Source organism: Psychrobacillus glaciei, from assembly GCF_008973485.1.
GTDB lineage: Bacteria > Bacillota > Bacilli > Bacillales_A > Planococcaceae > Psychrobacillus > Psychrobacillus glaciei.
On sequence record NZ_CP031223.1, the window covers coordinates 2,425,966 to 2,441,381 of the forward strand.

Below are 15,416 nucleotides of genomic sequence, written 5' to 3' on the forward strand. Positions count from 1 at the left end.
CCTCGTGTATTAACAATATTATATTAATTTTTTGTTTCTTTTTTAACAATATTAAAATAGTTATTTTAGAAATTTAGCTATTAGTGAAAAAAAGAGTTGAAAGCTTCTAAGTGCTGAGTAAATAAACGCTGTTATCATTTGATATTAATTAATTAAATAAACCATTCCACTAAACGTCTTGTTCAAGTGTCAAGACACTTGAACAAGACTGTAGACTTAAGTCCGACTAAGACTTTTTCTACAGTCTGATACACGCTATTCTAAGCATGTCTTTCTCGTTTCATATTAAAATAGTTCCGTCGCTAGTAGTCGGTACACATTTAATCTTTTTTCCTGCGAATGCGGAATGCTACAAATCATAACTTCATCATATCCATAATGTGCTTGTTCTTCTTGTAAAATCGTAGCCACTTCTTTTGCTGAACCGACTAAATGAATTTTACGATTTTCTTGAATCATCATACGATCCATTTCTGTTAATGGATAATTTTGTGCTTCTTCTGGCGTTAATATTTTGTGAATTTGACCTTTCATTAGCGATAAACGTGCAATGTCTTGTGGTAATGCTTCGAACTCTGCCTCTTCTTTTGTTCCAGCAGCTGTCACTAAATATGTTACGTTAATTTCTGGTTTCTCCATAAACGCAGAAGGCTTGAAATTCCTACGATACGTATCTAGAATCGCTGGTGTCATTCCACCTTGGAAAAATTGAGCAAATGAATATCCTAGACCTAATCTACCTGCTTGAATTGCACTATTTCCAGTTGAACCAAGTAACCATGCCTCTGGTAATACGATATTTGCTGGAGTCGCGACTGTTTTACTGTACAGACTTTCTTCTGGTACTTCATCATCTAATAACTTCAAAGCAATCGCTAATTTTTCATACATATTATTGACCATTGGAGGACGACCTTCTGAGAGCGCGTACATTGCATAATTATCCCCACCAGGGGCACGACCAACTCCAAAATCGATTCTTCCTGGAGAAAAGGCACTAAGTGTCTTAAATACTTCGGCTAGCTTCAGTGGCGAATAATGCATCATCATAACACCACCAGTTCCAATGCGAAGTTTGTTCGTTTTTGCCGCTAGATGCGCTGCAGTTACTTCTGGAGCAGAACTAGCAAAAGCACCAGTTCCATGATGCTCTGCCATCCACATACGATGATAGCCTAATTCATCTGCTAAAATAGCGAGCTCCTCTGCATTTTTTAATGCACCTGCCGCGGTATTTCCTGCAGTAATTGGCGCTTGATCTAGAACACTTAATCTCATTTTTGTAACATCCTTTCTCATTTATGTATAGTTCCGCTACCATTTTTTTGAACCTTGGCTTAATTAACTAACTCCATTGCATAATTAAAATGTAGCGGTTTAAAAATAGAAAGTAAATGAAAATGACTCCAAACCGCAATTGAAAGGAATAACTGAAAGATACTTCGCAACTAATGATTGACTAAATGAGAAACATACATGAATAAAAGTAATGACCGTCACTCTTTTTAAAGGATGACGGTCATTATAGATATTTAAGCTATTTATTTAAAAGCTGGAATTGCTATATCAGCGAAGTTCTCTTCTAAAAACGAACGAACTTCTGGTCCAGATAAATGTTTCGCTAATTTTTGAATTGCTTCAGAATCTGCATTGTCTTTACGAGCAACAAGTGAGATAGGAAAGTCCGATTCACCCTCATCGATTAATGAATCCTTCACTGGCGTTAGTCCAAGTGGTTTTGCATATGCTGGGAGCATCGTCACTAAATCAACATCATCGATTGAGCGAGCTAGCATTAATAAATCAACTTCTATAATTTTGAGGTTCTTCGGATTTTCGATAATATCTTTTTGTGTTGCCTTAAGACCGACACCTTTTTTTAACTTAATAAGGCCGCCTTTTTCAAGTAAATGCAATGAGCGAGCAATGTTTGCAGAGTCGTTTGGAATAGCGACTTGTGCATCTTCCGGTAATTCTTCAACACTACTATATTTTTTAGAATATGCACCCAAAATCGCATGGTACACTGGTTGGACAGCAACTAAATCTGAACCATTCGCTTGGTTAAATTGCTCCATGTACGAAGGGTGTTGAAAAAAGTTAGCATCCACTTCTTTAGCGGCTAATGCACTATTTGGTTGAACGTTATCCGAAAGAATAACAATCTCCATGTCAATGCCCTCTTCTTTTAGTAATGGTTTTACAATTTCTAGCATATCCGTCATAGGTGGAATTAAAGATGCCACTTTAATTTTTGTTTCTTCTTGTTTGCTCGAATTATCTGTTGTACTTGGTGTAACATTCGTATCTTTTCCACAAGCAGAAAGTACAAAAGCCAAAACAGAAACAAGAAAAAATGTTTGTAGTTTTTTCATTGTGTTTGCCCCTTTTTTAAAATCTTTTATCTAGTTTCTTTGAAATTTTTGTTCCAGTAAGTTGTATTACTTGAACGATTATTATCATCATAATTATCGTGAAGGTCATAAGCCCTGTTTCGAATTGTTGATAGCCATAGCGAATCGCAAAATCCCCAACACCTCCACCACCTACTATCCCCATAACAGTTGAGTAGGAAATGAAACTAATTGTCGCGGTCGTTAATCCGAAAATAAGCCCAGAACGTGCCTCTCTGTAAAGAAATTTGAAAATGATTTGTGATTTCGTTGCACCCATTGAAATGGCAGCTTCGATAATTCCTCTAGGGACATCCAACAACGATTGTTCAACCAACCTTGCATAATAAGCAATCGAAATAATCGTTAAAGGTACAGTGGCAGCAATTGTACCAATCGCTGTTCCGACGACAAAACGAGTAAATGGAATTAAAAAAACAACCAGAAGGAGAAATGGAAATGAGCGAATAATATTTACAAGTGCATCTAAGAGGAAAAATAGCCATTTATTTTCATACAAATTTCCGCCTCTACTTAAGTAAAGAAAAGTGCCTAGAGGTAATCCAACAATGACAGCGGCTAGTATAGAAAAACCAACCATTGTAAATGTCTGACCGATTGCAATCCAAATGTCTGATTGATAAGCGATAATTTTTTCCATCAATTAGTCACCACTGCAAATTTTCTTAAGTCTTCTATGTACTGTTCTTCATTTACTAGTAAGCCTTGAGGTTCAATTTTAAAGCTATCAATGAGTTTGCCGTCTTTCATAATCGAAACGTGTTCACAGATGCTTTTCACAACATCCATTTCGTGTGTAACGATAACAATTGTTACACCTAACGTTTCTTTAATATGACGGAGCACTTGCAACACTTCTATTGTCGTTTTTGGATCAAGAGAAGATGTTGGTTCATCACATAATAGAACGGACGGATTATTTGCTATAGCACGTGCTATTGCAACCCGTTGCTTTTGACCGCCACTCAATTGAGAAGGGTAAGCAGTTTTTTTATCAGAAAGCCCAACAAATTGTAGACACACATCGACTCGTTTTTTTCGTTCTTTTTTCGAAAGACCAACTATTTCAAGCGGCATCTCAACATTTTCAGCGACAGTTCGATTAAGAACTAACTGAAACTGTTGGAAAATCATTCCTATATTTTGCCGTGCTTTACGTAGCTCTTGTTCGGATAGATTAGTAAGAATTTTTTCTCCTACTCTTACTGTACCTTTATCAGGTCTTTCTAAAAGATTCATTAAACGAATTAAAGTCGATTTTCCGGCGCCACTCGTTCCAACAATGCCATGAATCTGTCCTTTAGTAATCGTTAATGATAAAGGATGAACTGCTTTTACATCTTGGAAAGTTTTTTCAACTTGAATGAGTTCTATCAATCTAAAACCCCCTTTTCTCCAACGATTAATATACCACTAAAAACAAAGTAGGAAAATTTATTATTCTCTTTTGAAAAATAAGATAAATCTTTTTTAGTAACAGTTACAGTTACAGTTACAGTTACAGTTACCTAATAATAGTAATATTAATTTTGGAACTTGTAACCAACGTATTTTTGAATAGTTTGGGTTCTTGACACCAAGCACTAAGTAAAAATGACCCAAAACCGTTTCTAAAACGATTTTGAGTCATTTGTTATTAGTATACTGATGTATTTTCTTTAGTAATATTCTCTAAAATCTCTTTTACGCGAGCTAGGAATCTTCCGCAAACTAAACCATCTAGGACGCGGTGATCTAATGAAAGACATAAGTTTACCATGTCACGAGCAGCGATCATTCCACCATCCATGATTACTGGACGTTTCACGATCGACTCTACTTGTAGAATTGCTGCTTGTGGGTAATTAATAATCCCCATAGACTGTACAGAACCGAAGGATCCTGTATTGTTTACTGTGAATGTACCACCTTGCATTTCGTCTGATTTTAATTTTCCAGAACGAACTTTTGCAGCAAGTTCATTTACTTCGCGAGCAATGCCTTTAATCGTTTTTTCGTCCGCATTTTTGATGACAGGAACGAAAAGTGCATCTTCTGTAGCAACTGCGATCGAAATATTAATGTCTTTTTTCTGAACAATCTTATCGCCAGCCCACATTGAGTTCATCATTGGGAATTCTTTTAGAGCTTGAGAAACAGCTTTTACGAAGAACGCAAAATACGTTACATTAAAGCCTTCTTTTTGCTTGAACTCATTTTTAATGGAGTCTCGGTATTGTACTAAACTCGTTACATCCACTTCTATCATAGTCCAAGCATGTGGTGCTTCATGTTTGCTTCGTAACATATTCGCAGCGATTGCTTTTCGAATACCTGTTACTGGGATTTCGATATCCCCAACTGCAACTGGAACGTTTACAGGAGGTGCAGCTTTTGGTGCAGGTGCAGCAGCTGAAGTTTGTGATGCTACAGGAGCTTTTGCAGCGATTGTTTCTGCTGGAGCAGCTACTGGAATTTCACCACTTTCAATGATCTTCAACAAATCTTTACGCGTAATGCGTCCTTCATTTCCAGTACCATTTACTAAAGTAAGGTCAATTCCATGTTCTTGTGAAAGCTTTAGCACAGCTGGTGAATAACGTGCTTTTGCGCCTTTTTCGCGCTGAATTGGAGCTGCATGTTTTTGTATTTCAGTAGGTTTTACTGTTTCCGCTGATGGTTGCTCAGGTGCAGCTGCCACTACTACCTCGGTAGCTCCACCTTCTGTTTCAATCGTACAAACGATTTCACCAACTGCAAGTGTATCTCCTTCGTTTGCAAGTAGTTCTTTAATTACCCCAGTAAAGGAAGAAGGTACTTCAGCAGTTACTTTGTCTGTGTTTACTTCAGCTAGTGCGTCGTATTTATTTACATGATCGCCTGGTTTTACTAACCATTTTTCAATCGTACCTTCCGTTACACTTTCCCCAAGTTGAGGCATTTTGATTTGTTCAAGAGCCATTTATAATCCTCCTTCCTAATATGCGGCAAGCTCGCGCATTGCTTTTTCTACTTTATCTGGATTAATCATAAAGAATTTTTCCATCGTTGGTGCATACGGCATAGCAGGAATGTCTGGACCAGCTAGACGCATAATTGGTGCATCTAGATCAAATAAGCAGTTTTCTGCAATAATAGCAGCAACTTCACCAATAATACTACCTTCTTTATTGTCTTCCGTAACAAGAAGCACTTTACCAGTTTTTGAAGCAGCTTCAATTATTCCATCTTTATCTAACGGATATATTGTACGCAAATCAAGAATATGTACAGAGATACCGTCTTTTTCCAGACGTTCTGCAGCTTGAAGTGCAAAGTGAACAGCAAGACCGTACGTAATTACCGTAATATCTTCCCCTTCACGTTTTACATCTGCTTTTCCGATTTCGATTGTGTAATCTTCTTCTGGAACTTCTCCTTTGATTAGACGATAAGCACGTTTGTGCTCAAAGAACATAACAGGATCTTCATCGCGAATTGCCGCTTTTAATAATCCTTTTGCATCATAAGGAGTAGATGGAATAACAATTTTTAATCCAGGTTGGTTTGCAAAAACTGCTTCTACCGATTGTGAGTGATATAAAGCGCCGTGAATTCCGCCACCAAAAGGAGCACGAATAACAATTGGACATGTCCAGTCGTTATTTGAACGGTAACGAATACGTGACGCTTCCGAAATGATTTGATTGACCGCTGGCATAATGAAATCGGCAAATTGCATTTCTGCGATTGGACGAAGCCCGTACATTGCAGCACCAATTCCTACTCCTGCAATAGCGGATTCAGCAAGTGGTGTGTCTAGCACGCGGTATTCTCCAAACTCTTCATAAAGGCCATTCGTTGCTTTAAATACGCCACCTTTACGACCAACATCTTCCCCTAGGATAAAAACGCGTTCATCACGAGTCATTTCTTCTTTCATTGCAAGTGTAATTGCATCGATATAAGACATTACTGCCATTATGCGTTCCCCCCATCTTTTTCTGCGTAAACATACTTCAATGCATCTTCTGGAGCAGCATAAGGTGCATCTTCTGCATAATCAGTCGCTTCATTTACTTCTTTCATGATGCGATCATTAATTTCTTTTTCTAATTCTTCCGTTAAAACACCTGTTTCTTTTAAATAAACAGCAAAGGTAATAATAGGATCTAGTGCTTTTCCTTCTGCAATATCTTCTGCAGTACGATATTGGCGATCATCATCATCCGAAGAGTGAGCAGTTAAACGGTAAGTCACTGCTTCGATTAAACTTGGACCTCCGCCATTTCGAGCACGATCTGCCGCTTCTTTTACTACTTTATAAACAGCAATTGGATCTTTCCCATCTACTTCTACACCAGGCATTCCATAGCTTATCGCACGGTCCGCTATATTTTTACTTGCAACTTGGCGGTCAAAAGGAACTGAGATTGCGTATTTATTGTTTTCAACCATTGTAATACAAGGTAACTTATGAACCCCAGCAAAGTTAAGTCCTTCGTGGAAATCACCTTGGTTAGAAGACCCTTCTCCTAAAGTTACAAACGTAATAAAATCTTTTTTCTCAATTTTCGCAGCAAGTGCTACACCAACTGCGTGTGGTAATTGAGTTGTAACTGGAGAAGAACCAGTAAGAATTCTATTTTTCTTCTGTCCAAAATGTCCGGGCATTTGTCTTCCACCAGAGTTTGGATCTTCTGCCTTCGCAAATGCAGATAACATTAAATCTTTAGCTGTCATACCAAAGTGTAAAACAACACCCATATCACGGTAGTACGGTGCGATATAATCTTTTGTATTATCAAGTGCAAATGCCGCCCCAACTTGTGCCGCTTCTTGACCTTGACATGATATAACGAAAGGAATTTTTCCAGCGCGGTTTAATAACCACATACGCTCATCAATGCGACGTGCCATTAGCATCGTCTCAAACATTTTTAACACATCTTCATTTGTTAAACCTAATTCTTCATGACGATTTGTTGTCATTTATATTGCCTCCTCTTACATGTGAATTGCGTTACCATCAACAGCTAATGCCGCCTCACCCATTACTTCACTAAGCGTAGGGTGTGGGTGGATCGTGTGGGCGATTTCCCACGGTGTTGCATCAAGTACCATTGCAAGACCAGCTTCAGAAATCATATCTGTCACATGTGGTCCGATCATATGAACCCCTAAAATATCATTCGTCGCTTTATCTGCAATTATTTTGACGAAACCATCTGATTCTCCGTAAACAAGTGCTTTACCAATCGCTTTAAATGAGAACTTTCCAACCTTTACATCAAACCCTTGCTCTTTTGCTTGTTGTTCTGTAATACCAACACTAGAAGCTTCTGGATTGGAATAAATGCAACGGGATACTAATTTATAGTCAATGGCTGAGACCTCATTGCCAGCTATATGTTCTACTGCATTAATACCTTCATGACTTGCAACATGTGCTAGTTGAAGCCCTCCAATAACATCACCAATTGCATATATATGTGATTCCTTCGTTTGGAATGTATCAGATACTTGGATAAATCCTTTTTCTACAACGATATCGGTATTTTCTACACCAATCCCTTCAACGTTTGCTTGACGCCCAACTGAGACAAGCATTTTTTCTGCAGTGAAGGATTTTGTTTCCCCGTTTAACTCAGCAGAAATAGTCACTAAGTTGCTTTCCGTTTGAAGTGTTTCTGGTAGAACTTTTGCACTTGTTGCAAATGTAATGCCTTTCTTAGTTAAAAGCTTTTGCATTTCTTTTGAAATATCTTTATCCTCTGTAGGGATAATTCGATCCGCATATTCAATTACGGTCACTTCCACTCCAAAATCATTTAACATAGAAGCCCACTCAATTCCAATTACGCCTCCACCGACGATTAAAATCGATTTCGGTAATTCTGTCATTGCTAATGCTTCATCTGAACTCATGACGAAATCTCCATCGATTTTAAGCCCTGGAAGAGTACGAGGTCTAGAGCCAGTCGCAATAACTACATTTTTCGGAATGAGCATTTCATTTTCATCGCCATTATTCATTTCAACTGAAATGGTTCCACCTGGCGAAGGAGAAAAAATAGATGGTCCTAGCATTCTTCCAGTACCTTCATACACGTCTATTTTCCCTTTTTTCATCAATCCTTGAACCCCTTGATGTAATTGATTCACAATCGATTCTTTTCTAGCTTGCACTCGGCTAAAATCAAGTGATACTTCTGAAGTATTTACGCCAAATTCAGCTGCATGATTTTTAGTCATAGAATATACTTCAGCACTACGAAGCAATGCTTTACTTGGAATACACCCTTTATGCAAACAAGTGCCGCCAAGATTACCTTTTTCCACGATTGCTGTTTTTAAGCCCAATTGAGCCGAACGGATAGCTGCGACATATCCGCCAGTACCGCCACCAATTATGACTACATCATATTCTTTTGCCAAAGCTTTATCCCCCTTATCTTCCATCTAAGAAGGCCGTTCGATAAACTAAACGGCCTTACATTGATTAGATGAAATTAGTTGTTTCGCGTATTAACGTCCTGTAATAATATGTTTTCCATTTTGTAAAAATTGGCTACGTGATTTACTTACTCGAGCGATGCGCTCTTCTGCTAAACGGTCAGCCGCTACATAAGTTGGAATACCATCACGTTTCGAAATTTCAAAAATACGTTCGATTTTGTCATAAATAGTTGCAACACGGTTCATTGCACGATCATGGTTATAACCATATAATTCATCCGCTACATTAATTACACCACCTGAGTTAATTACATAGTCAGGAGCATATGCAATGCCCATTTCGTGGATTAAATCACCATGTTTTGTATCTCTTAATTGGTTATTTGCAGATCCTGCAATTACTTTTGCTTTTAGTTGTGGAATTGTATTGTCATTAATAATTGCACCAAGTGCACATGGTGCGAAGATGTCTGCATCTTGTGAATAAATTTCATCTACGCTTACTTGTACTGCACCGAATGCATTTACAGCACGGTCAACTGATGCTTGGTTAATATCAGCCACAATTAGTTTAGCGCCTTCTTTATGTAGATATTCACATAATGTATAAGCTACGTTTCCTACACCTTGAACTGCAACTGTCTTCCCTTCAAGTGAATCCGTTCCAAATGCTTCTTTCGCTGCAGCTTTCATACCAACATATACACCATAAGCTGTTACTGGAGAAGGATTACCTGAAGAACCGAATGCTTCTGAAATACCAGTTACATAATTTGTTTCTTCATGAATTAAATCCATATCTGCTACAGTTGTACCTACATCTTCAGCAGTAATATAACGGCCATTTAAGCCTTGGATGAAACGACCGAAAGCACGGAACATCTCTTCGTTTTTATCTTTTAGTGGATCCCCAATAATAACTGTTTTACCGCCACCTAGGTTAAGACCTGCAGCAGCATTTTTATATGTCATACCTTTTGCTAAACGAAGTGCATCTTCAATTGCTTCTTCTTCTGTTGCATAGTTCCACATACGCGTTCCACCAAGTGCTGGACCTAGTGTTGTATCATGAATTGCGATAATCGCTTTTAATCCTGATGTTTTATCTTGGCAAAATACCAATTGTTCGTAGTCATAAGTCTCCATATATTTAAAAATTTCCATCTGTAGTTCCTCCTAGTAGTTAAGTAATTATTTATTTTTTCGAAAATAATTATTTTCGTAAAATACATCCCCATGTAAATCGACATTTCTTTTATGTTTGAAACCTCTTTGTATAACACTTTTAACACTTCAAGTAATTTTAGCATCCCCATGCAAATATTACATTAATCTAAATTATATTTCTCTAGTTTGTAGTATAAAGTACGAAGTGAGATGTTTAGTTTTTTAGCTGTTTGTGATTTATTTCCACCACAAACTTGGAGCGCATTTAGTAAAACCTTTTTCTCCATCTCGTCCATCTGTTCAGCAAGCGTTCCTAATTGCTCCTCATCTAACCCATTATGTGAAAAAGACAAAATTGATTTGGGCAAATGATGTTCTTCAATAATTCGATCTTGCGCTTCTAAAAAGATCATTGCTCTGCTAATAATGTTCTCCAGCTCCCGTATGTTCCCCGGAAAATCATAGAGCAGCAAGCTCTCCAAAGCTGATTTTGTGAATCCCTCAATATTACGCCCAAATTCTTTATTTAATTTTACTAATAAATGCTCCGCTATGGAAGAAATGTCTTGCTTCCTTTCTCTTAGAGAAGGAACATGTATTGGCATACGATTTAACTGAAAGTAGAAATCCTCTCGGAATATCCCTTCACGCATTAATTTTTCTAAATTGAAATAACTTGCAGCTATTATTCGCACATCCACTGGAATTGATGTGGTTCCGCCTATTCGTATAAAAGCATTTTCTCGAAGTGCCCTTAAAAGTTTAGCCTGTGTTTTATTTGTTAATTCTCCAACTTCATCTAAGAAAAGGGTTCCGCAATGCGCTTCATCAAACAAACCCGAATAACTTATCCCTTTTTCTTCATACCCAAATAATTCACGTTCTAGAAGATGCTCTTCTTGAGAACTACAATTTACTCGGAAGAACCTATTATGTTTTCTGTTACTTGCGCTATGGATGGCGTGTGCAAATAATTCTTTTCCTGATCCGACCTCTCCCCTTAAAAGTACGGTAACAGGTACACTTGCAGCAAGCTTAGCTTGATTGACGGCAAATTGAATTTGTTCTGACTCCCCTAATATATCTTCGAAGGAATAGCTTAACTCTAGGTTTCGGATTAGTGTTCTGGCTTGATCAAGTTCTTTCATTAACGAGCGGATTTCTGTCATATCATGAATAACTCCAACACTACCTTTAAGTAGATTGTTAACGATAATTGGAGCGACATTCACAATCACGTCTTTTTTCTGTTTACCTACCCTTATGTTTACACCCCGAATAGGTTTTCGAGTTTGAAGAACTTTAAAGTGAATACTTTCACCTTCCGAAATATCTGCCGTTGCTGGTTTTCCTATGACCTCTTCCTCGCTTAATCCGGTAATGCGAGAATATGCTGGATTAATAAGAATTCCTTTGCCTTCTTCATCCACTACCGATATCGCATCTTCGCTAGATTGGATGATTGCTTCAAGCATTGTTTGTATTTCCGTGAGGTCCGTAATTTCTTCTGCAAGCCTAACTACTTCTGAAATGTCTTTAAAAACCGCAAAGGCTCCGATCTTTTTACCTTGCTCATTAATCATCGGATATCTTGAAGTCACTATTTTGGTACCGCTTTCAAGAATCAGTTCTTTATTTAGCTCAATCTGACCAGTTTCAAAAGTTCTCGGCAGCTCACTATGTGATATTACATCAAATATGTGTTTCCCTATAGCATCTTCTATCGAAACTTTCGTCATGTTAGATGCGCTTTTATTAAAGAAATTTACGATGCCATTCTCATCAATACTAATCATACCTTCTTCTATTGAGTTAAAAATTAATTCTTGATTCATTTTTTTATTATCTAATATTTGTATAAATTTATTTTTTTCTTCTAATAATGTAACAATTAAATTTGCTATTTCTCCTGGGATTAAAACTGTATTTACAGGACGTTCTGCAAGAAGTTCTAAAAATACATCTTTGTTCCCTGTAACATCAATAATAATTTGAAAATCTTCGTTTAAAAGGGGTTTCCAATCGGTATAAGTATGAATATAATGCTTTTTTGCATATTGCATTCCTGGAGCATTCTCATCAATATCAACGATTCCTTTTACTTGAAGGTAATCAGCCTGTTCAAACAGCCTCAAAAGTGCATATCCACCTTTACCCGCACCAATGATTAATATGTTTTGCAAAAATATTCACACCCCCACTTTATCTCTGCAACTTATTGCACTTCTCATATATCATACCTCATGTTCCATGAGTTGACAATAATATTCTCACATGTAAAATTAAATTTAATAGAAAGTGCTAAAGGTTCGTAGTCAATGAGAAAAATCTCGACCAAACAGCTTTGCTGTATGTAATCTAGTATTTCCCTTGATCTAGTTGATGCCTAAAGCATAAACAAAAAACTGGAGTGATTATTATGGCACGTTTGGCTGCCTTAATCGTACTATTGATTCCTGGTATTCTCGCAGCATTTGGCATTAAGTTAATGAGGGATACTTTTTTCGGAATACATATTTTACCTATTGGAGCATTGTGGTTTCAATTTATATGTGGAATTCTTTTCACAGTTTTAGGGTTGGGATTTTTTGCAGGTTTTCTTTTAAACCGAGATCGAAAAAATGGAAAAGTTGCCCCTCGTTTTCAAAAGAAAAAGTAATTAAGATAAGCGAAAGCGTCCTTTAATTGCATCTTGTCTTTACTATTTCTAGAATGCTTTGGAGGATCATTGGCTATACTATTACCGATAGAAATTAAAAGGATCGTGAAGTGACTGCGTCACTTCACGATCCTTTTAAAATAAAACAACCATAAGATTGATATGTTCATTGTTTCTTTTGTAATTTCAATACTTTTTCCGGAAAGTCTGTAATCCAGCCCATTACAGACTCATGTGGATTTGCGATATACTTCTCATTACCTTTTATATTATAAAATCGTATAGGGAATCCTGCATTCCAAATGGAATACATTAAATCTGTGTGGTAAAATTTTTTATTTAAATGGATGGCGTTTATTTCTCTAATGGAAAACACATAATCCCAGTCCGTATTCTTTTTACCAATAAATGCTGTTTGTACATTAGCGTTCATTGCATGAATTGTTTGAAGGACACTAAATTCAAACGAAGAGAAATGAATATCCTTTACAGCTTTACTTTTTTCCACTACTTCACGGATTCTTTCATTTTTGCCAAGAAAAGACTCCTTTAACTCCACATTAAGTTTGACACCCGTTGGTATAGCGAATTGTAAAAATTCATCAAACGTTAGTACTCTGCTTCCAAAAAATTTCCGAAAATAAACTTTACCTAATTTCAGTTGCAAAACTTCTTCTGCTAACATATCTGTTATTCTTCGTTTGTTTCCAGCCAACCGAAAAAAGTCGATATCATGCGTTACGAATGCAACACCATCAGCTGATAATTGCAGATCTAACTCTATACCATCCGCATGTAACTTTACGGCTTTTTTAAACGCTTCCATCGAATTTTCTATCGATCTAGCAGCACCTCTATGTGCGTACACAGGAATATTAGACATTTAACTCTCCATTTTCAATCTTAAATTTACCTTTTGTTGCTTTAGATAACGTTGATGACTTGTTACCAATCTGAACAACAGTTCCGGCATTCGCTTCTTGTGTAATATTAATGAAATAATCTGTAGAAGTACGAAGAAGTTTTAGGATTCTTTTTATTTCTACATCTAATTCTTTCATTTCACTTTCCAACATATGATATTTTTGTTTTGTTTGTTCATAAGTAGCAATTTGCTGTTTTGACATACTAATTTTGAATTGATTTAGTTGACTAATCTGAAAATTCAACTTTGTCATTTCTTCTTGAAGCTTCATCATTTCTTCTGCTTTTGTTTTTGCATTTTCAGTTAATATTTTTCTATCTATTCCTTGTACAATTAGTTCCGTCTTTCTATCTAAACTATTCCCAGAATATGCGGTAGTTATAGAGTTGATGGCTATTACTTTACCACCAATGACTTTCCCTTTACGCTCGTCCAGAAATATTTCATTTCCAAAAATAGTTGATCCCATTGAATAAAATCCAATGAACACATTTTCCTGTGCTTCTAAGGTACAACCATTTGCGTGTTTTATATATATATTCTTATACGCTTCTATTTTTGTAATATCTTTTCCGAAAATTCCGCCTTTTATAAAAACATCGCCTTCTGTCGATTTTATTAAATCAGCAGAATTAACACCTTCGTTTGATTCTACAGAAATATCTCCAGATGCAATTATGGAATATCCAGGCATTACCGTTCCTTTAATTTGGATGGATCCATCAAATTTTAAATTTCCTGTTTCTAAACCGACATCACCATTAATGACAAGATGCTTTTGGACAGAAAGAACTCCATTTATTTCACCGATAATTCCATTCGTTTTAGATCGAAGAACTGTTTTTCCTTCTTCCTCTACTTCATAAGCCGATTCCGAGTCATATTTTAATGGAACATCGTCACCTTTTTCACTGCACACGATTTCTCCAAGAATATTTCTTCCCTCTACTCCTTCTTGAGCTGGTATTTTTTCTCCAAGCCACGTACCTTCTTTTATTTCAACAATAAAATTCATATCAAAGTAATCTGCTTTTCCATCCGCATTTATTTCAGGCTTTTTCTCTGCTTGCTGTAAGTATGTTACTATTGCATCTCTTCCTTTTTGAGGAGGCAATCCGTTTGCAACTATGTATGCTTTTCCAGTTATGATTTTTTGGAAATCCATTGGAACTTGTCCATAAGTAATTTGATTCTCTTTTAACAGCTGATCAATAGCTAATTGTAGTTCTTGCGTATGTTCTTGTATATAGCTTTGTGATTCATAAATTGTTACAACTGCTTGCATCTTGTCAGCACTAAGTTCTAATTCAACACTATCTATCCAACTTCCAACTTCAATTGGTTCATGTGACTTATTTTCTACAGCTTTTTTTAATGCCATAAAATTTGTGACTTTTAAACGTGCATATTTACGAGTCACTTCATCGAATTTTTTCAGATTATACCCATCAACTTTTATAGTAATAAAAGCCCTTCCTCTTTCTTCGGAAAGTACTACTTCTTCATTTTCTTCCATTATCATGACTTATACACTTCCTTCTTAATTATATTATACTCACTTTTCCAACTATGGGTGAAAACAATAGAAAAAGCATATGAAAATAGTAACTTCGTATGCCTTTATCTTTATAGGAAAGGGTTATATCTCTAATTCCAAATACTTATATACCACTCTTTCACCTTTTATTCAATTAAAAGTAAAAATTTAGTATAATCATTTTAATTACATGTCTGTCTCCAACAAAAAAACATCATCCCTTACTGATAAGCTTTCATACCAATAAAAAATAATGCTTATTTATATGTGCTTACTCTAGAAACCTACTTTTCAAGT

The 15,416-nt window shown here is 36.5% G+C and carries 13 protein-coding genes; 1 reads left to right on the forward strand and 12 read right to left on the reverse strand.

All coding sequences use genetic code 11. The features are described from left to right. Nucleotides 1–285 precede the first annotated feature (285 nt). The 10 genes from PB01_RS11335 to PB01_RS11380 form a co-directional block, all read right to left on the reverse strand. Nucleotides 286–1,278 (reverse strand): LLM class flavin-dependent oxidoreductase, encoded by a 993-nt coding sequence (locus PB01_RS11335; protein WP_151700297.1) that lies wholly within the window; start codon nucleotides 1,276–1,278, stop codon nucleotides 286–288. A gap of 263 nt (nucleotides 1,279–1,541) precedes the next feature. After that, nucleotides 1,542–2,375 carry a MetQ/NlpA family ABC transporter substrate-binding protein gene (locus PB01_RS11340; protein ID WP_151700298.1) on the reverse strand — a complete coding sequence of 278 codons (834 nt, stop codon included), beginning with the start codon at nucleotides 2,373–2,375 and terminating at the stop codon, nucleotides 1,542–1,544. Nucleotides 2,376–2,391: 16 nt separating this feature from the next. Then, a complete protein-coding gene (locus PB01_RS11345; protein WP_192797346.1) occupies nucleotides 2,392–3,054 on the reverse strand; it encodes a methionine ABC transporter permease in 663 nt (220 codons plus the stop codon). After that, complete coding sequence (locus PB01_RS11350) at nucleotides 3,054–3,791, reverse strand: methionine ABC transporter ATP-binding protein (protein WP_151700300.1); 738 nt, start codon at nucleotides 3,789–3,791, stop codon at nucleotides 3,054–3,056. Before PB01_RS11350 ends, PB01_RS11345 begins: the two co-directional genes overlap by 1 nt. 259 nt (nucleotides 3,792–4,050) lie before the next feature. Beyond that, nucleotides 4,051–5,355, reverse strand: coding sequence for a dihydrolipoamide acetyltransferase family protein (locus PB01_RS11355; RefSeq protein WP_151700301.1), 1,305 nt, complete (start codon nucleotides 5,353–5,355; stop codon nucleotides 4,051–4,053). A gap of 15 nt (nucleotides 5,356–5,370) precedes the next feature. Further along, complete coding sequence (locus tag PB01_RS11360) at nucleotides 5,371–6,354, reverse strand: alpha-ketoacid dehydrogenase subunit beta (protein ID WP_151700302.1); 984 nt, start codon at nucleotides 6,352–6,354, stop codon at nucleotides 5,371–5,373. Beyond that, the gene (locus PB01_RS11365) at nucleotides 6,354–7,364 is read right to left on the reverse strand and encodes a thiamine pyrophosphate-dependent dehydrogenase E1 component subunit alpha (RefSeq protein WP_151700303.1); all 1,011 of its coding nucleotides are present in this window, start codon (nucleotides 7,362–7,364) and stop codon (nucleotides 6,354–6,356) included. Before PB01_RS11365 ends, PB01_RS11360 begins: the two co-directional genes overlap by 1 nt. Before the next feature lie 15 nt (nucleotides 7,365–7,379). Beyond that, nucleotides 7,380–8,810 (reverse strand): dihydrolipoyl dehydrogenase, encoded by a 1,431-nt coding sequence (gene lpdA / locus PB01_RS11370; protein WP_151700304.1) that lies wholly within the window; start codon nucleotides 8,808–8,810, stop codon nucleotides 7,380–7,382. A 90-nt stretch (nucleotides 8,811–8,900) separates the two neighbouring features. Further along, nucleotides 8,901–9,995, reverse strand: coding sequence for a branched-chain amino acid dehydrogenase (gene bcd / locus PB01_RS11375; RefSeq protein ID WP_151700305.1), 1,095 nt, complete (start codon nucleotides 9,993–9,995; stop codon nucleotides 8,901–8,903). A gap of 164 nt (nucleotides 9,996–10,159) precedes the next feature. After that, a complete protein-coding gene (locus PB01_RS11380; RefSeq protein WP_151700306.1) occupies nucleotides 10,160–12,181 on the reverse strand; it encodes a sigma 54-interacting transcriptional regulator in 2,022 nt (673 codons plus the stop codon). 236 nt (nucleotides 12,182–12,417) lie between these two features. Between PB01_RS11380 and PB01_RS11385 the strand changes: the two genes are divergently transcribed. Next, entirely contained in the window at nucleotides 12,418–12,657 is a 240-nt protein-coding gene (locus PB01_RS11385; RefSeq protein WP_151700307.1) for a DUF2627 domain-containing protein, read from the forward strand. Between the two features lie 166 nt (nucleotides 12,658–12,823). Here the strand turns inward: PB01_RS11385 and PB01_RS11390 are convergent, their stop codons facing one another. After that, nucleotides 12,824–13,540, reverse strand: a complete 717-nt coding sequence (locus PB01_RS11390) for a glycerophosphodiester phosphodiesterase (protein ID WP_151700308.1) — start codon at nucleotides 13,538–13,540, stop codon at nucleotides 12,824–12,826. Next, the gene (locus tag PB01_RS11395; protein WP_151700309.1) at nucleotides 13,533–15,104 is read right to left on the reverse strand and encodes a flagellar assembly protein A; all 1,572 of its coding nucleotides are present in this window, start codon (nucleotides 15,102–15,104) and stop codon (nucleotides 13,533–13,535) included. Before PB01_RS11395 ends, PB01_RS11390 begins: the two co-directional genes overlap by 8 nt. Between the last annotated feature and the right edge of the window lie 312 nt (nucleotides 15,105–15,416).

Coding starts and splice junctions, on each gene's coding strand:
- PB01_RS11335 (WP_151700297.1), bottom strand. CDS start 1,278: ATGAGATTAAGTGTTCTAGATCAAGCGCCAATTACTGCAGGAAATACC.
- PB01_RS11340 (WP_151700298.1), bottom strand. CDS start 2,375: ATGAAAAAACTACAAACATTTTTTCTTGTTTCTGTTTTGGCTTTTGTA.
- PB01_RS11345 (WP_192797346.1), bottom strand. CDS start 3,054: ATGGAAAAAATTATCGCTTATCAATCAGACATTTGGATTGCAATCGGT.
- PB01_RS11355 (WP_151700301.1), bottom strand. CDS start 5,355: ATGGCTCTTGAACAAATCAAAATGCCTCAACTTGGGGAAAGTGTAACG.
- PB01_RS11360 (WP_151700302.1), bottom strand. CDS start 6,354: ATGGCAGTAATGTCTTATATCGATGCAATTACACTTGCAATGAAAGAA.
- PB01_RS11365 (WP_151700303.1), bottom strand. CDS start 7,364: ATGACAACAAATCGTCATGAAGAATTAGGTTTAACAAATGAAGATGTG.
- bcd (WP_151700305.1), bottom strand. CDS start 9,995: ATGGAAATTTTTAAATATATGGAGACTTATGACTACGAACAATTGGTA.
- PB01_RS11385 (WP_151700307.1), top strand. CDS start 12,418: ATGGCACGTTTGGCTGCCTTAATCGTACTATTGATTCCTGGTATTCTC.
- PB01_RS11390 (WP_151700308.1), bottom strand. CDS start 13,540: ATGTCTAATATTCCTGTGTACGCACATAGAGGTGCTGCTAGATCGATA.
- PB01_RS11395 (WP_151700309.1), bottom strand. CDS start 15,104: ATGATAATGGAAGAAAATGAAGAAGTAGTACTTTCCGAAGAAAGAGGA.